This is a genomic window from Parapedobacter defluvii, assembly GCF_014642075.1.
In the GTDB taxonomy this organism is placed as follows: Bacteria; Bacteroidota; Bacteroidia; order Sphingobacteriales; family Sphingobacteriaceae; genus Parapedobacter; species Parapedobacter defluvii.
The window spans coordinates 175,746-196,683 of record NZ_BMIK01000004.1 but is presented as its reverse complement, the minus strand read 5'-3'; the positions used below and the strand labels follow the sequence as shown (position 1 = coordinate 196,683).

General features: G+C 50.4%; 10 protein-coding genes. All 10 read left to right on the top strand.

From position 1 onward, the window contains the following. Positions 1–18: 18 nt before the first annotated feature. The 10 genes from IEX60_RS09025 to IEX60_RS08980 all read left to right on the top strand — a co-directional run bounded on the left by IEX60_RS09025 (position 19) and on the right by IEX60_RS08980 (position 20,849). Positions 19–1,746, top strand: coding sequence for a glycoside hydrolase family 32 protein (locus IEX60_RS09025; protein ID WP_188749723.1), 1,728 nt, complete (start codon positions 19–21; stop codon positions 1,744–1,746). A 19-nt stretch (positions 1,747–1,765) separates the two neighbouring features. Then, on the top strand, positions 1,766–3,568 hold the full coding sequence (locus tag IEX60_RS09020) for a glycoside hydrolase family 32 protein (RefSeq protein ID WP_188749721.1): 1,803 nt from the start codon (positions 1,766–1,768) through the stop codon (positions 3,566–3,568). Between the two features lie 164 nt (positions 3,569–3,732). Continuing rightward, positions 3,733–5,382: a glycoside hydrolase family 32 protein gene (locus IEX60_RS09015; RefSeq protein WP_188749719.1), complete on the top strand. Its 1,650-nt coding sequence runs from the start codon at positions 3,733–3,735 to the stop codon at positions 5,380–5,382. Between the two features lie 14 nt (positions 5,383–5,396). Further along, complete coding sequence (locus IEX60_RS09010) at positions 5,397–6,911, top strand: glycoside hydrolase family 32 protein (RefSeq protein ID WP_188749717.1); 1,515 nt, start codon at positions 5,397–5,399, stop codon at positions 6,909–6,911. A gap of 88 nt (positions 6,912–6,999) precedes the next feature. After that, the gene (locus tag IEX60_RS09005) at positions 7,000–8,166 is read left to right on the top strand and encodes an FG-GAP and VCBS repeat-containing protein (protein WP_188749714.1); all 1,167 of its coding nucleotides are present in this window, start codon (positions 7,000–7,002) and stop codon (positions 8,164–8,166) included. Positions 8,167–8,849: 683 nt separating this feature from the next. Further along, a complete protein-coding gene (locus tag IEX60_RS09000; RefSeq protein WP_188749712.1) occupies positions 8,850–12,038 on the top strand; it encodes a SusC/RagA family TonB-linked outer membrane protein in 3,189 nt (1,062 codons plus the stop codon). A gap of 29 nt (positions 12,039–12,067) precedes the next feature. Beyond that, complete coding sequence (locus tag IEX60_RS08995; protein WP_188749710.1) at positions 12,068–13,963, top strand: RagB/SusD family nutrient uptake outer membrane protein; 1,896 nt, start codon at positions 12,068–12,070, stop codon at positions 13,961–13,963. A gap of 32 nt (positions 13,964–13,995) precedes the next feature. Next, a complete protein-coding gene (locus IEX60_RS08990; protein WP_188749708.1) occupies positions 13,996–17,106 on the top strand; it encodes a SusC/RagA family TonB-linked outer membrane protein in 3,111 nt (1,036 codons plus the stop codon). An 11-nt stretch (positions 17,107–17,117) separates the two neighbouring features. Then, a complete protein-coding gene (locus tag IEX60_RS08985) occupies positions 17,118–19,337 on the top strand; it encodes a RagB/SusD family nutrient uptake outer membrane protein (protein ID WP_188749706.1) in 2,220 nt (739 codons plus the stop codon). Positions 19,338–19,460: 123 nt separating this feature from the next. Beyond that, positions 19,461–20,849, top strand: coding sequence for a discoidin domain-containing protein (locus IEX60_RS08980; protein WP_188749704.1), 1,389 nt, complete (start codon positions 19,461–19,463; stop codon positions 20,847–20,849). The last annotated feature ends 89 nt before the right edge of the window (positions 20,850–20,938 follow it).

Here is a 20,938-nt window from a genome sequence, read left to right as displayed (position 1 = left end):
TTGAAAAAAACGGATCCCATGACAACAAAGCGCTTTTTCAGATCAACCTATCTGCTAGCCCTTATCGGAGCAAACGTAGCGGTCTCTTTTGCGCAGACCGAAAAACCGGATTACACCTCCAAAGTACCGAAGTTCTCGTTTCCCAATACGTTGCCCGAGCAAGAGGCCGCCCTGAAAACAAACCGGCTGCTGCAACGCCTGAACGCATCGCGCGCGAAGCTTGCGGCAGATCGTTTCCGTCCCATCTATCATTATGTGAATCCCGAGGGGAACCTGAACGATCCCAATGGCCTTTGCTATTGGCAGGGCAATTGGCATCTTTTTTACCAAGCCTATCCGCCCGAAGACCCCCGGCAGCACTGGGGGCATGCGGTCAGCAAAGACCTCGTGCATTGGCAGGATCTTCCTTACGCCATTTATCCAAACCCCGAAAAACAGGTCTATTCGGGTTCCACCTTGGTTGACGGCGACCGCGTAATCGCAATGTATCATGGAACGGGCGTGGGAAACATGGTGGCGATCGCCAAGGATCCGCTGTTGCTGAACTGGGAAAAAGTGGGCGATGGGGCCGTGATCCCCTCGGTAAGCACCGACGGCCGGCAATTGCCGTATAGCGTATTCGACCCGTCCATCTGGAAAAAAGGGGAATATTATTACTCGCTTTCCGCCGGAAGGGTGCCCGAGGGACCGGGGGGCAGGCCGGTAAGGGCCGATTTCCTATTTCGCTCCAAAGACCTGATCAATTGGGAGTACCTGCATGAATTTGTGGAGGGCGACCGCTTCACGCAGATTGGCGACGATGGTGCATGCCCCTATTTCTGGCCAATCGGAGACCGATATATTCTGAATTTCTTCAGCCACATGAGCGGCGGACAGTACCTCCTGGGCGACTATGACAAGAAAAACGATAGGTTCGTCGTCACCTCCGGCGGGAAGTATAACCATGGAGCCGTAAGCCCATCCGGCGTGCACGCCCCATCGGCCGCACCCGATGGCAAAGGTGGCGTAATCGTTATATTCAACATGAATCCCGGCAAGCCCACCGAAGGTTGGAATCAAATCATGACCCTGCCCCGGCGGTTGACCCTGGCCGGAAAGGACGAACTCCTCCAAGAGCCGGTAGAGGCCATGGAGAGCCTCCGCTACGATCCCCGCCACGTGGGCACCCTGAATTTGCCATCCAACCAGGAGATACCCTTAACGGAAATCAACGGTAACGCCATGGAGATCATCGCCGAAATCGATCCCCAAACCGCTCAGCTGGTCGAATTGAATGTACTGCGCTCTCCAGACAAGGAAGAATACACCCGCATTTCGTTCTTTAAAGAGAAAGGATTCTCCAAGGGGTTGGACTACCAATCCGGACCGGGCACCGCTTCCATGCCCCTTGACCTCGTAAAGTTGTTCACCGGAGACGAGACCCCCAGACCGGACAACCGGCGGCAACGGGAAAGCTTGATCTCCATCGAAACGTCCAACGCCTCGACACTGACGGATGTACAATTCCGCGCACCGGAAACCGCACCCGTAAACATTGCTCCGGGTGAAACGGTGAAACTGCGGGTGTTTATCGATAAAAGCGTGGTAGAAGTATTCGTAAACGGGAAGCAGTGTGTGGCTGCACGCGTATACCCGGGTAGGGATGATAGCGTAGGCGTTTCGATTGTCGCCAAGGGGGGTAATGCCCAACTGAAATCATTGGATGCCTGGCAGATGAAAAGCATCTATGGGGATTCGCGTTTGTAAATCGTAAAATAGATTGAAGATGAGAGCTAAACGAGTTATTTTCTGTTTCCTCCTTTCAGGAGCATGCATAGTCGCGGTTTCCGAAACCGCTGCACAAGACACCATCCGGCAAATTGATATCCAAAAAGGACAGGTTTACCTCAACCTGCCGGTGAGCGAATCCAATCCGCTCACCCGGATGCGGATCAGCGATGGAGACAAGCTCCTGGACCAATTCACGTTGAAACTGACCGACGGCAAACCGGACTATTGGGTGTTCTTTGACGTCTCGCGCCACCAGGGCAAAACGCTGTCCGTAGCGGTATCCAATGAAAACATCCCCATGAGTGGGGCATTCAGCAACCTCACGCAGGCAAGCAACAAAAACATCACCATCTCCTCCGCACAACGCAGCAAGGCACTGCAGATGGTTTTCGCCGCAGACCATTTCCCGGGCGAGGACAGTGTATATGCGGAGCAGAAACGACCACAGGCACATTACTCCGCCCGCCGCGGCTGGATCAATGACCCCAACGGACTCATTTACTACAACCACGAATACCACCTATTCTACCAACACAATCCATATGGATGGGCGTGGGGAAACATGCATTGGGGGCATGCCACCAGCCAAGACCTGATTCATTGGAAAGAACAACCCGAAGCGATTTATCCATTTGGAGAGAAAGATGCCGCCTTTTCGGGTTCGGCGGTCTACGATCCGCTGAACACCGCCGGCTTCCGGAAGAATGGCATCGACCCCCTCATCGCCGTGTATACGAGCACCGGACGGGGGGAATGCCTAAAGCTTAGTTACGACAATGGAATCACATTTGAGGAGTACAAAGGGAATCCGATCTTGAAGCATCAGGGCCGTGATCCCAAGGTGTTCTGGTACGAGCCCGGAAAGCATTGGGTAATGGTCGTATGGGATTTTGGAATGACCAAGAAAATGTCTACCGGCGACGATGCCATTATGAATCAACAAGTGATCTATACCTCGCCGGATCTGAAGAACTGGACCTACCAATCGGGCGTAGAGGGGTTCTTTGAATGCCCCGAACTTTTCGAACTGCCCGTCGAGGGTGAAGCCGGCGAAACCCGGTGGGTAATGTATGACGCCACCGGCAGATACGTGCTGGGTGACTTTGACGGCAAGCGGTTTACCGTAACCCAGATGTTTAGGCAGTACGATTACGGAGGTGGCTATTTTTATGCCTCCCAAACGTTCAACAATACGCCCGATAACCGGAGGATACAGCAGGGATGGGGCCGTGGACTGATCCATGCCGGCATGCCCTTCAACCAACCCATGCTGTTCCCGACGGAACTGCGGCTGAAAAAATCGTTTGACGGCCTCCGGCTATGCCCTTCTCCCATCTCCGAAATCACTCGCCTGCACCAAAACAGCCAGGTGCTTGAAAACCGGATGATCCGTCTTGATAACGGCGTATCGCTGAACGTACACAGTGACGCGGTGCATGTAATCGCCGAATTCGAGAAAGGAGATGCCACGACATTCGGCATTTCCGTACACGGTTACGAATTGTCTTACGACCACCTGCTGGGAGAGTTCCTGGCCATGCACGGAGAGACCAATGGCAAAACCAACTATGTAAACCCGGATTCGGAAACATTTAAAATCGAGGCAATTGTCGACAAAAACATACTGGAAGTGTTTGTCAACGACGGTGAGCTATATTATGTGCTGCCTTTCGACAAGGTCAAAAATAACCAAGTGGATGCATTCATCAAGGGACGGGGCAACGATCGAAAAGCATTGCTGAAAAAGCTAGAGGTGCACGAACTCGCATCCATCTGGTCGGGACGTAACCGTGAGTAAATGACGAGGCAAAATATATGCCGGCTTGATGGGGTACCGGGAGCAGCAGAACCGGTACTGCCATCTTGCTCGGCAATCGGAAGAAGTCGTAGATTTCAATATCTTAGCATATTGATTTCCTCACTACGATTGAAAAGGAAGGTTGGACCTTAAAAAATGACAATATGAATCCACAAATAGTAAAAACAGCGACAACCTGCATATTAATACTGCTCTTAGGAGGTTTTTCCTCCAAAGCCGGGGAAATTGAAATCAACATCACCAAGCGGTATCTCAATTTTCCGGTATCGCACCAGGTAGACCGAGCCGAGATGATTTTCCAGGTGGACGGCAAACCCGACCTGTCCGTAGTGATCCGGCTTGCACACGACCAGACCGACTATTGGGTATTCAAGGATGTATCTGACCTGAAAGGCAAGACAGTAAAAATTACCTACCGGGGAGATGACGGCGGATTGGCCCGCATTTACCAGGCCGATACCTTAGCCGGCCAGGACAGCCTGTACAGCGAACGTAACCGCCCCCAATTCCATTTCACCACCCGGCGCGGATGGATAAACGACCCCAATGGACTGATCTACCACGATGGCCAGTATCACCTGTTCTACCAACACAATCCCTATGAGCGCGAGTGGCAAAACATGCACTGGGGACACGCCATCAGCGACGACCTGATCCACTGGGAAGAGCTGCCCGATGCGTTGTACCCCGATGAGTTAGGAACCATGTTTTCAGGTTCAGCAGTTATCGACTACGACAATACTGCAGGCTTTAATACGGATGGTGTTCCCGCCATGATTGCGGCTTACACGGCTGACAGTCCGGAGAAGCAGGTACAGTGTATCGCCTATAGTTTGGATAACGGGCGCACGTTTATCAAATACAAAGGAAACCCGGTGATCGACTCCAAACATAGCTGGAACAGCAAGGATACCCGGGATCCAAAGGTCTTTTGGTACAAGCCCGGCAACCATTGGGTCATGGTCCTCAACGAACGCGACGGGCATTCCATTTACACCTCCGCCAATCTCAAGGACTGGAAATACGAAAGCCACGTGACGGGTTTCTGGGAGTGCCCCGAGCTTTTCGAACTGCCCATAGACGGCAACCCGGAAAACACCAAATGGGTCATGTACGGCGCATCGGGAACGTATATGCTGGGCTCGTTTGATGGCAAGGTATTCACACCCGAAGCGGGTAAATATCCGTATACGGCGGGTTCCATATACGCTGCACAGACGTTTACCAATATGCCGGACGGTCGCCGGGTGCAGATCGGCTGGGGCCGGATAAGCCATGCGGGCATGCCATTCAATGGCATGATGCTACTGCCCACGGAACTGACGCTCCGCACCACTAAAGAGGGTCCGCGACTGTTCAACGTTCCCGTGAAAGAAACCGAACAGCTGTTTTCGTCCGTCCGCCAATGGGAAAACCTGACCTCGGATCAGGCAAACGAGCTATTGGATGAATTTGACCGCGCGGACGGACTGCGGATAAAAACTGCATTCAAGTTATCACACGCCACGAGTGCCGGATTTAACCTTTTCGGCCAACGGATTATCGATTACGACCTCAATTTCAATACGGTGAATGGTACCTTTTATTCGCCCGCAGACCGGACAAGCATGGAGATTTCGGCCGATATCTACATCGACCGGACAAGTATCGAAGTGTTTATCGATGGCGGTGCATTCTCCTATTCCATGGAGCGGAAACCCCATGCCGACAATCAGGAAGGTTTCCACTTCTGGGGCAACAACATCGAGGTGAAAAATCTGGAAGTATTCAGCGCACAGTCCATCTGGAAATGACAACATAGATAATCATGAAACCATATATCGCTCTTTTTTTGGCTGCATCAACCCTACTAGGGTGTTCCGGCCCCCTCCGGCAATCAGAAAATGTATCCTTGGAACGCTACAGACCCGGCTTTCATTTTTCACCCAAAACAGGATGGATGAATGACCCCAACGGGATGGTATATCACAATGGAACGTACCACCTTTTCTTCCAGCATAATCCTGACAGTACCGTCTGGGGGCCGATGCACTGGGGCCATGCGACCAGCCAGGACCTACTGCATTGGGAGGAACAGCCCATCGCACTCTTCCCCGACTCACTCGGAACCATCTTTTCCGGGAGTGCCGTGGTAGACAAAGACAACACCGCCGGATTTGGCAATAATGCACTGGTAGCCATATTCACACACCATAACCATACCCTCGCGCAGAATCAAGCCGGGCTTCCCCAATACCAAAGCCTCGCGTACAGTACCGATGAGGGAAAAACCTGGGCAAAATATGAGGGCAACCCCGTGCTGCCCAACCCGGGTATCCGGGATTTCCGCGACCCGAAAGTCATGTGGCACGAGGAAAGTGAAAAGTGGGTGATGACATTGGCCACCAAACAAAGCATTACTTTTTATGGTTCACCCAACCTAAAGGAATGGACGAAGCTGAGTGAATTTGGAGAGGGCATCGGTGCCCATGGCGGTGTTTGGGAGTGTCCCGATCTAATCAGTTTCGACGATCAGGGAAAGAAGATATGGGTGCTGATCGTCAACCTGAATCCGGGAGCGCCCAATGGAGGGTCGGGCGGCCAATATTTTGTAGGCGATTTTGATGGAACGACTTTTCGCCCGTTTGACACGGACACCCGTTGGCTGGATTTCGGCCGCGACAATTATGCGGGAGTTACGTGGTCGAATACCGGCAACCGGCGCATCTTTATCGGCTGGATGAACAATTGGGAATACGCCAACGTCGTACCGACGGAAACATGGCGCGGAGCAACCACGCTTCCACGCGAACTGGGTATCGAAAAAATCAACGGCAAGTGGTATCTCGCGTCCCAGCCTGTACCGGAACTTTCCGCCATTACCTCCTCCCTGCAAAAGCTTCCCTCCGTCGATGGCGGCGAAAGCTTGTCGCTGAAAGCAACCGCAGGGAACCTGCCGGAAACATACCGCCTGGATCTTACGTATCCCGCCGATCATACTTTTGAAGTGACCCTGAAAAATGACGCAAACGAACAGATTACATTCGGTTATGCCGCTACGGAACGACGTTTCTTCATTGACCGTACCCTGGCAGGAAACCATGCGTTTAGCGAGAAGTTTGCCAGCAAGGACAGCGCTCCCCGGATTGGCGACCAGCCGGAAATCCGGGTCTCACTTTGGGTGGATGTAGCTTCGATCGAAGTGTTTGCCGACGATGGCCTCACCGCCATGACCGAAATCTTTTTTCCATCCCGGGTATACGACGACATTGTTCTCCAAGGGCAATCCGGCGCAATGTTTACGGATGTACATCTATCCCGCATTTCCCCTACGACCAACTAGGAAAATCAAGTGCCGATGCCATCAAAAGACCATCGGCACTTGCATTACTGATCGGATTTTGTATCTTTAACTACCAAAAGATACCGCTATGGTTCCAGCGTTACTTACCTTCATCCACCTGATTGCGCAACCGCAACCTTCTTTTGAACAGCAGCTGGTAGACGATCAAGTGTCCATCGGCTACGGGATCGCCATCGGTGATGTGGACGGCGACGGCAAGCCTGATATCCTGCTCGCTGATAAGAAGGCCTTCGTTTGGTACCGCAACGGCGACTGGAAAAAATTTACAATGGTGGAAAACCTCACCGAGCACGATAATGTATGCATTGCGGCACGTGACATTGACGGAGACGGAAAGGTGGAAGTGGCTGTAGGAGCACAATGGAACCCGGGTGAGACGTCAGATACGGCACAATCTGGCTCCGTCCATTACCTGATCCGTCCGGATGATCCCACCCAACTGTGGACTCCCGTCAAACTGCACCACGAACCCACCGTGCACCGGATGCGCTGGGCCAAAGCCGAAGAAGGCCGGTATCACCTGATCGTGCTGCCCCTCCACGGCCGGGGCAATAAAGACGGTGCGGGCAATGGAGTAAAAGTAATTGCCTATGAAAAGCCCGATGACCCGCACCTGCCGTGGCAGCACTGGATCATTGATGAATCCATGCACCTCACGCACAACCTTGACATACATAAAGAGGGCGAAAATGAAAGCGTATACATCGGTGGCAAGGAAGGCATAAAAGCTTTTTCTTACAGCAACCGCAAGTGGCGTGCCCAAAATGGCTTGAAACAATTGGGGAAAGAGCATGGCTTAGGCGAACTTCGATTGGGAAAAGCCGAGGAGCATGTACCTATACTAGCGGGCATTGAACCGCTGCATGGAAATATCCTGGCGGCATATGTCCCCCGTACTGGTGCCCGCAAACTCAATCAGGCAGAGCGGATTGTGCTGGATGAAGACCTCCGCGAAGGCCATGGGTTGGCGGTGGCCGATTTTATCGGGCAGGGAAGGGATCAGATCGTTGCCGGATGGCGGAATCCAAACCAAGCGGGCCTCATCGGTATCAAACTCTATATTCCCTTCAACTCACTGTGGGAAGCCTGGAGTGTACGGGCGATTGACATCGGGGACATGGCGTGTGAAGACCTCGCCGTTGCAGATTTAAATGGAGACGGGAAACCGGATATCATTGCGTCGGGGCGTTCAACCCACAACCTCAAAATCTACTGGAATCGTACAGGCGAATGAGGCAATCTCCCGCTGTTTGTCTGGCTAACCGCGATGGGTTTCCTCACCCTTGATTAATTCAAACAGTAATTTCAGATAAGATACTCACATGGCCCGAATAGCCGAGGAAACCGAAGCCGGTGTTCACCATGCATAGCCAAGAGATGATCCAAGAGCGTGCAGGACAGCGCGGGACGGGACAGCATGGGGCGGGTTGCTGTCATTCAATCTAATGGTTAGGTTTGTTTTGTTATAAGTTTAAATTAAAGATCACTGTATAGGTAAAGTTGGAAAACCCCTTGATAGGGTAAATTGTAGGCTCGTGTTGCACGCGTTGGGTGCTGGGTTTGTGATAGATGCCATCGTTGTTGATAAACGTAGAACTGAAACGTGGTGGGTGCCGTAAATGAGTTGATTAGTTAGCCGTATTGCAAAACAGATAGCATGTTTATTGAAAAATTGTCTTTCAAACGTTATTAGCGGACACCCAATTAATAAATCTAATCTAAATCGTATCGGATGAGACCAACCCGAGAAAAGTCGGGATATTTTTAAGCAATACCTTTAGATTAAAATTCTATATCGAAGAATTCTATTAGTAGAATGGATTTGGGATCCTATCAAAGAACGACTGTTATTATTTATAACTTATAACGCATCACTAGTAATATTATTATCTAAATTAACTTTAAAAATTATGAATTATGCTTAAACATTTACCGCGTAAAGCAAAACCATGGATGTTTGCTGTTTTTGCTGCCTTTTTCATCTTTTCATTTCCGGCTATATCGGCCGCACAACAACAGGTGAATATTAGTGGAAAAGTGAGCGATGAACAAGGGCCGTTGGCTGGTGCAACCGTTAGTGTTAAACACAAATCTGCTGCCGTATCCACGGGAGAGGACGGTACCTATGTGCTGACGGGAGTCCGTGTTGGAGACACCTTGTTGTTTCGTTTAGTTGGCTACATTGACCAAGAGCTGCCCGTACGTAACGCGTCGCCCATCAATGTCCAGTTGATACCGGATAACCTGGGGCTGGATGAAGTTGTGGTCGTTGCCTACGGTGTGCAGAAAAAAGTGACGGTTACCGGGGCCATTTCTTCCGTCAGCCCAGGCGAATTACGCATATCATCGTCGCCTAACCTCGCCAACGCACTCGCCGGGCGTGTTGCCGGTCTTACATCCATGCAGCGTGTGGGCGGGCAACCGGGTGTCGACGACGCGACCATGTACCTTCGGGGCGCCGCGACGACCAACGGCACCAATCCGCTGATTCTGATAGACGGGGTACCTAGGGACAACATTCGTACCCTCGATATCAATGAGGTGGAAACGATTTCGGTATTGAAAGACGCTTCGGCAACGGCGATATTCGGCGTGCGCGGCGCGAATGGCGTATTGATCATCACAACAAAACGAGGTAAAGTAGGGAAGCCCGAACTTTCCGCCAATCTTACGCAAAGCTATTCTAAGCTCACCCGCGAACCGGAAATGCCAGGATCGATCGAGTACATGAAGCTGCGTAACATAGCCATGGAAAACGACCGGTTCGAAGCGCCCTTTACTCCCGAAATTATCGCCAAGTTCGAAAATCCGCTTGCCGGACTGGATCCATCCGCACCCGATTACGAAGAACAAGCGGCCCTACGGAAATGGATGTATCCCGATAACGATTGGTATCGGATGCTGGTGAGAAGATGGTCGCCGCAGACCAACTTAAATACCAACCTGAGAGGCGGGACCGATAAAATCACCTACTTCCTGAATGTTGGCTACCTTCACCAGGGCGGGAATATGAACACCCTCTCGGAAGATATCCTGAAATATGATCCATCATTTAAATTGGATCGTTATTCGTTCCGATCAAATGTGGATTATAAAGTGAATAAATGGCTCTCTGCATTTCTCAACTTAGGCACCTACATTGAGAAAGTAAACATGCCAAATTCTGCCGTGATGTACGGTGGCGACCGGAACTGGCTGGTGCGCGATATGATGTATCAGGCACAGACCATTGTGCCCATGACGCCAGGGCCTGTAACCATTCCGGGATTTGGCGTTCCTCCCAATCTGCCGCTGGATCCCACATACCTGACCAGTGGACACTATGCCGACCGCTCGCCATTCACGATCATGAACTGGTATGGTTATGACCTGCAGACCCGATCTAACCTGAACTCCTCATTCGGACTGGACTTCAATTTGGAGGGAATTACGAAAGGACTTGCCCTTAAAGCGATGATTTCATACGATGCCATGGGAAACAATTGGGTGAGAGGGAATATGAATCAAACCGAATACCAAGCATTTATCAACCCCGAGACGGATGAACTTTCCTTCTCTGTATTCCAATTGAAACAAGACAATTTCTATTTAAGTTATGGGCAGGGCGCGAAGTACAATGTCAACATCCAGGGACAACTTCTTTATAACCGGTCGTTTGGAAAGCACAACGTAGGCGGTATGCTCCGTGGCGACCGGGATTACTGGGATGATGGAGGGGCCGCTATTCCTTTCAATGTACTCGGTTTCGCAGGACGCGCCACGTATGATTACGATACACGTTACCTTGCTGAAGTCAACTTCGGTTATAACGGGTCGGAACAGTTCTCCCCTGAAAAGCGATTTGGCTTCTTCCCCTCGGGATCGATCGGGTGGGCGATCAGTCAAGAACCGTTCTTGAAGGACAACCCTTATATCACATTCCTGAAGATCCGGACTTCCTATGGAAAGGTAGGCAACGATCAAATGGACAGACTACGTTTCCTCTATTTAGATGATATTACCATCGGAGGCGGCGGGTTCTCGGGTAGTTTGGCTGCCGGAAAACGGATCAACGAAGGATTACTGGGCAATCGGATGCTCACGTGGGAAGTGGCCAATAAATACAACTTGGGACTGGACTTTTCCATTATCAAGGACATCACGGGGCAGGTTGATTTCTTCCGTGAAAACCGCTCTCAGATTCTTCTCCAGCGGCGAAGCATTCCCGTATGGCAGGGTGTCCCCCTCGGCAATATACCGAAAGTCAATATGGGCGAAGTGCTGAACCAGGGGTATGAGATTGAGCTGGGATACAACAAGCGCGTGAATCCCGACCTGTTCCTCCATTTCAGGGGACAACTTTCGTATAACCGGAATAAGCGCCTCAACGTTGACGAGGTACCGCGTGATGATACCTACGCATACCGATACCGTAGCACCGGTTATCCGATCGGGCAGAATTGGGGATACCTCATCGACTGGGACCAGGACGGCGGGTACTGGAACGCCGAATCGCTGGCCGATCCTGAACGCGTTACCTACTCATTCGGGACACCAGGCCCGGGGGACTTTGTTTATAAAGATTTGAACGGTGACAATATAATTGACGACAAGGACGAAGCTCCCATCGGTGTTGGACACATTCCCCGCTACAGTTATGGCTTTTCATTATCGGCCGAATGGAAGTCATTCGATGCCTATATTTTCTTCCAGGGACTGGGTAAGTTCAATTCCGGTCTCGCTTCGCAAGGCACGTACGAAACAACGCTTGACGGGACCTATTTCCCTTATCACAAAAAGGCATGGACCGAGGAGCGTTGGAAAAACGGAGAAGAGATTACCTATCCGGCACTGCACTCTGAGGAGGGCGTGAATCATCGGGCAAACTCGTTCTTCATCTTTGACCGAGATCTCTTCCGGCTGAAAAACTTTGAGGTGGGCTATACGCTCCCGGAAAATTCGCTGCGGTTAATAGGAGTCTCCAACATGAGAGTGTTTATGAATGGACAGAATGTGTTTACGTGGTCACCCAAATTCAGGCCGACCCACCTTGACCCCGAAAATGACGACTCGATAGGCTATCCACAGACTTCGATCTTCAGCTTCGGTGCCAATATCAAATTCTGATCATACCAACACTGTAAAACGATATTACTATGACTGATTATATGTTTAAAATCGCAAAAACACTGGTATTGGTTGCATCTATATTTTTCACAGGATGCTCCGATGTACTAGACCAGGCGCCCGATGGGAAAATCTCCCTTGAGGATGTCTTTAAAGACGATGAGAAAGTCGCCGCCTATATGAACTCCTGTTATGCGTACATACCCGGGGAAGGGAAATCGTATTTCTTCCATATGCGTGGGCCGGTAGACTGGAGTGACGAGGCTTGGGATACGGATGCGGAAGCCGAGCCATGGATTACCTCCGGAAAATTATATAGCGGAAATGTCTCTGCCGCTTCTCATTTCAATGCAGACCGAGCCGATGGCAACAACGGCCAGTATTGGGTACGCATGTGGGAAGGCATCCGCAAATGCTCTTTGTTCCTTGGACAGATTGACGGGGCCACGGTACGGAATGAATCGAACCGTGCTCGATGGAAGGCTGAGGCACATTTGCTGCGGGCTTATTATTACTCAGTACTTCTTAAATTTTTCGGATGCGCGCTCCCTATCGTAAGGGAAGCACATGGCTACGAAGATGATTTTTCGCAAACGGTTCGCAGCTCCTATTACGATGTGGTGCAATTCATTATTGAGGATTGTGATGTAGCGCTGTCAACGCCTGAATTGCCCTGGCGCATCACTTCCGGTGCCGAGGCATTCCGGTTTACCAAAGCGGTAGCAGAAGGCCTCAAATCGAGGATGTCTCTTTATGCTGCCAGCCCGTTGTACAACGAAGGAAACGACTATTGGGAAGAGGCTTATCAACTCAATAAGCAAGCCCTTGCGAACTTGAGCGCAAACGGATATGAATTGTACGACCAGGTTAATTTCCCGTCTTGGAGTGACAATCCGGATGTTTTTTTGCCAAACGACGCGGCAAAGCTTTTCAACGAGTATTTTTCTAACAGTATGGCTTACGAAAGTAGCCCGACCGACAAAGAGACGATCTATCAGACCAATGCCGGCCAAGACGGATTCGGTACGGACGGTGTAGGCGCCCAAAACCAATATAAATCAGGTTCGTGCCCATCGCAGGAAATCGTGGATTGTTTTGAAACCATTGACGGACAGCCCATCCTTGATTTAGCGAAGCCCTACGTGGACGAAGTGACGCACCTCCAGCCCAACTTTAATCCCAACAATACGCTATACGACGAGCAGAATCCATATGAAAACCGCGATCCGCGCTTTTATGCGTCCATCTACTACAACGGGTCACTGCGCAAAGCCTACTGGCCTTTTGATGAAACAACCGAAAGCATTGAAAACTATCCGGCAGGCAGAGGCTATCGTACAAGGGTGATTGCTACCTGGACAGGAGAGCCCCAGACAGGCAGGCATCCAACTACGCGGAAAGCCACCCGTACGGGGTATTTCCTGCGGAAATTCATGCACCCGAATACCGGACAGGAAGTAGTGAACGTTGGCATGGCTGCTCCGAAAGTGATGAGGTTAGGCGAAATTTATCTGAATCTTGCAGAAGCAGCTGCAGAAGCCGGCCACTTGAATGACGCTTACGAGGCGGTCAACGCGATCCGTAAGCGTGTGAACATGCCTGAACTGCCGCAGGGTCTTTCTAAAGATCAGCTCTTGCTCCGTATCCGTAATGAACGCCGGGTGGAACTCGCGTTTGAATCACATCGATACTTTGATGTGCGTCGTTGGAATACGCCCGACGGAGATCTCGAAAAAACCGACCGGTGGATTACCGCAGCACATATTACCCGCAACGCAGACGGGACTTACACTTATGCCAGAGGACCTGTTTCACGTGAGCGGCTCTGCTACTCGCGTAAATTTATGTGGTTTCCCATACCGTTGGACGACGTGAATATCATGATCGGTCTGACCGGAGAGAACTGGCAAAACCCGGGGTGGTAATTTGATTGTTAATTCAAAAACGAGATTCTTTTATGAATAATTCAACAAATAAAGCTATATTTTCATTGGTTTCGTTGTTTTTGTGGGTGGGGTTCCTTCACGCGCAGGTCAGCGGGACTGTCAAAGATGAATATGGCTCGATACTGCAGGGGGTAATCGTCGCCTCAGCGAATGGCAAAAATGTTGCCGCGACCGACAAAGACGGTAATTATGATTTGGAAATCGATGATGGCAGCACGTACTTGGCCTTCTCATTGCGCGGATACGTTTCGCAAACACATGAAGTTACCGAAGGGACACTGAATGTGACCCTAAAACGTGCCGAAACGTACGACTTGGACGAGAAAGTGTACTTCGGAAATTATACCCAACCGAAGAGAGAGGTGACTGATGCGACGGTGAGCGTAACGAGCGACCAATTACGTCGTTCGCCCGTTGGAAACCTCTCCATGTCGCTCGCCGGGCGTTTACCGGGATTGTTTACCCGCGAAACCTACTCGGAGCCGGCACGGACCAACACCGAACTTTGGGTGAGGGGCTATTCCTCTCCCAACGGCGGCACAGCTATGGTTGTCATCGATGGTTTCCCATATGATTACAATGCCAATGAACTTTTTGAATACATCACTGCCCACGAGGTCGAGTCCATCAACGTATTGAAAGATGCCTCCTCCCAGGCATTGTACGGGATTCATGGAGCGAATGGTGTGATTGTCATCACGACCAAGCGCGGCGTAAAGCAACCGCTTAAGATAGAGGCTGAAGTTAACCATACGTTTGAACAACGTACGACAACCCCACCCCACATCAGCTCGGCCGATTTCGTGCGGCTACGTAACCAGGCAGGTTATAACGATGGCAACGGAATGTACTCCTATTTCAGCCAAGTTGCAGAAGAGGGATTCGCCGCGGGCGAAGACAGGGAATATTTCCCCGACAATAACTGGAGAGCAATGAACGCCAAAGACATCACCCATATGAATAGGGTGAATGTTAATCTTACAGGTGGCGGGGATAAAGCCGTTTTTTATACCAACGTGAATGTATTGCATCAGGATGGTATGTGGAAGGTAGATCCGACAACCACCGATTATAACCCAAACAACAGTTTTGTATGGGCCAACATCCGATCAAACGTGGATGTGAACCTAAACAAATATCTTTCTATCGGGGTGAATCTTAGTGGAAACATCAAGCGGGAAAGAACGCCGGGCGGCCATGCGGTGGAAATGACCTACGGAGGCAGTTGGGATGGGTTTGCTAAACGGATATGGTATCGCTTTTTCACCTTACCGCCCTATAATTACGGTCCGACCACGCCGTTGGTACAAGATCCCGAAACGGGTGATATCTCCGGGGGTGAAGTGGTTGTTACGGAAACGGAACCGATTACCTCATGGGCCGTCATCAACCGCCTTGGGTATGACCAGTATACCGTCACCAATATCTATGCACAGTTTGCGCCCAAACTCGACCTGAGCTTTGTGACGCCGGGGTTAAGCCTGAGCGGTAGCTACGGCTACCAAACAAACGCGGTCAAAGGATTATTCGCCAACCGTACTTATGAAGAATGGGTGCGTACCAAAGATTATTCCGAGTTGGAATTTGAAAAGATACGGACACAGGTCAATAGCCCGTTGCAGTACAGAAGCAGTACGAGTTTTTATTATAATCTGAACTATAAAGGTGTCTTGAATTATCACCGGAGATTCAAAGATGTACACGATGTAACCGCTATGGCTTACAGTTTTTATCAGCACCTCAACAAAGCGGGAGGAGGATTACCTTACAAACGGTTAAATTCCGGCGTGAGTGTGGGCTATGGATTTGACGACCGGTATTTGGTTAAATTCGATCTCGGCTACTCCGGCTCGGAACAATATTCCCGCCAGAACCGTTTCACCGCCTTTCCGGCTGTATCCGCTGGTTGGGTGGCCTCCAATGAGTCGTTTTTAAAAGAGAACCCCATCTTAACGTACTTAAAATTCCGCGGTTCGTGGGGTAAAGCAGGTAACGACCGGGGAGTAGGCAGGTACGTCTACCTCGACAACGTCACATTAACCGGTGGTGGATTGGGATTCCTGGGCGGCCATAACGTAAACGAAGGCCAGGTTGCCAATCCCCTCCTCGATCCGGAAATAATTACCAAAAAGAACCTTGGAATCGACCTCTCCCTGTTGAACAACCTAACGTTATCGGTTGACATGTATAATGAGCGGACAGAGAACGGCGTCACCAGCGCTACGTCCAGAACACCGGAGTATCAGGGAGTCGCGCTTGGAAATTATCCAAGCACCAATGTGGGTGTTTTCGAAAACAAGGGGTACGAGGTAGCGCTCGATTTCACAAGAGACCTTACCCGTGACCTAACGCTGTCTTTCGGCGGATGGTTGGCTTACAACAAAAATAAAGTCATTTTCTGGGACGAAAGCGAACGGGCAGAAGACTTCGCCTACCGCATCCGTCAGGAAGGATATCCGATCGGACAGCAATGGGGTTATCGGGTCGACGACCATAATGGCAACGGATATTTCAATAGCCAGGAAGAGATTGACAACAGTGGGTTGGTCTACGAGATCGGTACGCCAAGACCCGGTTACCTGAAATACTATGACCTCAATGCCGACGGTAAAATCAATGACAAAGACAAAGTACCCCTCGGAAAAGGTGCCTTACCAAACTTCTTCTATGCGTTCCATGGTGGATTCAAGTACAAGAGCTTTGACCTGAATTTTCTTTTCCAGGGAATCGCCGATTATTGGACAATCGACATGTCCAATAGCCGGGTAGAATATAACTTCGAAGGCATGTATTCCGAATGGCACAAAACCGCTTGGACACCTGAACGGTATGCCAATGGAGAGAACATTACGTATCCTGCATTGTCTGCCAAGAAGAATTCCAACCATGAAGCCAGTAATTTCTTCCTCGAAGATAAATCCTATCTGCGGTTAAAAAACCTGGAATTAGGGTATACGTTCAAGGCTTACAATGGCATAAGGTTCTATCTGAGTGGACAAAACCTATTCACCTGGGATAAACTGGACCATGACATTTATGGGCCGGAAGGTCATTATGACGGAGGTATCGAAGGGATTCCCGTATATCGTTTGTACAACGTGGGATTAAGTATTAAATTTTAAAATTTAATCAGATGAAAAAATATATTGTCTTCTTAATAATTGGGTTAGCCGCGTGTTTTGCTCCTTCCTGCAACAACCTGCTGGAACTTGAGTATGATGGGCGCTCCTCGCTCGACGAACTATTCAAAACCAAGAACGGCGTAAGGGGATATCTGAATGCGTGCTACAATACCCGGATTTTTCCCGATATCAACCGTTCGGCGCTTACCGACGAAGCGCAAAGTTCAGAACGGGTTTTCCAGGGGTCACTCCCTTCCCTATGGTATGCCGATGCGTATTCAGCGGCTAATTACACCAACGTAGACGGACAGCCCTGGAGCGCAATCTACCAATCCATCCGCAACTGCAATATCTTTCTGAAAAGGATTGAAGGTGTTTCGGCCGAAGACCTGGCGTCGCTTGAGGATGAGATTACTTCCTGGAAAGCACAGGCTCATACGCTACGGGCGCTCTATTACCTACAGTTGATCAAACGCTACGGTTCAGTTCCATTGATCACCGAATCTTACGAGATTGACCACGACTTCAGCCAAGATGGCCGTTCACCGGTATCAGCCGTTGTCAACCAAATACTTGCTGATTGCGATGCAGCGATGAGCGCACCCGAATCATCGTTAGGCTTCTCCTGGACGGTGCGTGTCGGCGAAAACTGGATTATGAACCGGGCGGTGGTGCAGGCCATCCGCTCAGAGGCGATACTTTACGCCGCCAGTCCGCTGTTTGCCGATGGCACCTATTCATGGAACAATGCCGCAGAAATTACCGGCAATGCGCTGTCAAATCTTTTGGCGAATGGTTATCAGCTTTGGACGGAGGTTCCGGACCAGACGATTGCTCAAAACACCTATGAACTCTATTTTATTACGCAGCACGATGAGCAGCGCGCACGCGACAAGGAAACCATTTACGGTGGACCGAAAGTAAATGTCTGGGGAAGCCACGGTATGCCCTCCACCCCTGGGCAAAGTTCGGCAGGAGCTAGCCCTACACAGGAGCTGGTGGATAGTTATGAGATGCAGGCTACCGGGCTGCCTCCGATCAGCGGCTATTCCGATCCCCAGCACCTGCAACCCATTATTAACACCGCATCGGGTTATGATCCGGAAAACCCCTATGAGGGAAGGGATCCCCGTTTCTACGCAACCGTTTATTTCAATGGCGCAAGACGGGATTTGGGCACATCGGGCGGACTTGCAAGGGATGACCATTATCCGCTCGAAATGACGCTCTCCGGAAATAACATCTCCATCACGGAAGAAGACGGTGCATTTCGCATCGAAACCCTCGGCGGCGACCCTTTTGCGCCGACCACCACCCTGGGTACCAACATCGACGCTTCTTCGGGTTCGATCTTGCTTAAATTCAAATACAAAAGCAACAAAGAGATTACCAATGCACAGTTCTTTTTCCAGTCTCCCGGCGCCGCCGGAGGACAGTCAACCCCGGAAAACGTGGTTCTTCACAAATCGGACGAATGGATAGACTTCGAATTGGATTTGACTCCCTACAGGAGCGAGAGCTGGTGGAAATGGGGGGCTGCTGACCACTCCTTGCGGTTCGACGTCGGTGCGGACGAAGGAAGTATCGTTTACGTGAAAGATATGGAAATTAACGTACGGGTCGAGACAACTCCCGCAGACCCCGTTCAAAGCTATGTCGGTGGGAAAGATGCCATCTCTTCTACCGACCGCCGCGCCACCCATACCGGTTACTACCTGAGGAAGTACAACAACTGGAAATCGGGGCGTGACAACGACGCCGACGGTGAAATCCGCATGTTCCGTCTTGCAGAAATGTATCTTAACTTCGCGGAAGCTGCATATCAGTCAACCGGCAACCCGGATGCTGCCGTCAACATCGGAAATGGGATGTCCATGAGCGCACGCGACGCGGTCAACGCCATCCGCCGGAGGGTGAATATGCCCGACCTGCCCGCCGGATTGTCGAAAGATGAATTCGAGAAACGCTACCGCAACGAACGCCGGGTTGAACTTGCTTACGAGGGCCATCGTTATTTTGATGTGCGCCGCTGGAAAATTATGGAGGATGTAGAGCATTACGTCACGGGAATGAGAATCACCAAAGTAGGCGATTCCTTTACCTACGAACGGATCGGGTTTGCGCGCGAATCCTTCAAGGAAAAACTCTATCTCTACCCCATCCCGCAGGGAGAAATCAATAAAATGCAGAGCCATACCGGTACCAACTGGCAAAATCCGGGTTGGAATTAATCACATCAAAAGGAAATGAGTGTATGAACCCGACATGATTAAAATAACCATTACGCTATGTGCTTAATGGTTATTTTAATCATCAAAGGTTCCATGAGGCAGTTAAAAACAAATTATTTTCGAATGAAACATATTATAAAATTAGCGTTCAGCATACTGTGCGGGGTTCTCATTCTTAATTCCTGTAGTGATCCTTACGCAGAATCAATCGAGCTGGAAAGGTTTATGTTCCTGTCGCTGTCGGGAGCAGCAGACGGTCCGATAGAACAGACCATCAGCCTCGACGATCCATTTACCTATCCGCTGTCGGTCTCTTACGGCGGCACTACCAATTACAATCAGGGTGAAATCACCGTGAATCTTGCGGTAGACAACGCTTTGGTAGATCGTTATAACACGGAGAACAATACCAGTTATTTGCCGCTGCCCGACGGATCCTGGTCTCTTGACAAAAACTCGATTGCTATTCCGGACGGCGACCGGATATCCGATGTCGTGACGGTAACCGTTCAACCGTCATTAGTAGACTTTGCACACGATTACCTACTTCCGGTTACCATTCAATCTGCTACGGGAGATAAAATCCCTGTCAACGAAGCGTTTAAAACGGTCTATCTCGTCATAAAAGGGGATGTAGAGCTGCTAGCGCTCGAGAATTTATGGACGGCCCATGGCTCTTCATCCGTATGGCAGGAAGGGTACGAAGTTGAAAGCGTGTACGACGGAAACCGGAATTCCTATTGGCACAGTGCGTTGACCGGAATGCCCCAGTGGTTCGCGATCAACATGAACGGATACAAGCTCATCGAAGGATTCTCATGGATCAACCGGCAGGATCCCGATCAACATGCGCTTCCGAAGCATGTAAAATTCGAAACCAGTATGGACGGAACCAATTGGACGGAAGTGCTGGATGTACCGGAATTACCGGCTTCACGCACCATGCAGGTATTGGAACTGCCACAAAAGGTCGTCGCCAAATACTTTAAGGTAACCGTACTGTCGAACTGGGCCGACGCACCCTATACGTACGTGGCCGACGTATCCACCTGGGCCGGAACGAAACCAACCGGCGAGTATGATTGGGAAAAGAGTACTTGGGAAGTGGTCGACTATAAATCGGAATGGAACGCGGATTGGGGAGTAAATAAAATTTTTGACGGCAACAAAAGCACCACTTGGCACAGTGAACCTTTCGATGGCAGCAAGAACGGAATGCCGCAGTGGTTTATCGTCGACATGAAGAAGGTGAGGCCAGCCATCAAGGGATTCCTGATATGGAACCGACAGGATGACCACGGGATGGAACCCAAACACGTGATCTTCTCCGTCAGCGAAGACAATACAAACTGGACGACGATACTCGACCTCTCGGAAATGTCGAATGACTACTCGACAGAACTGGATTACAAGACGACTGACCAGCAAGCGGGCCGATACCTGAAAGTGGAAGTCGTATCTAACTGGGGAAATGGTGCCTGGACGTACTTCGGCGAAATTACAACGTACTAATCACCGACAAAGGAAGGGTCTCGAAAATGAAACCCTTCCTTTTCAACTTTGTATGATTAAGCCATGCAACTCGTCTATCACCAACCATG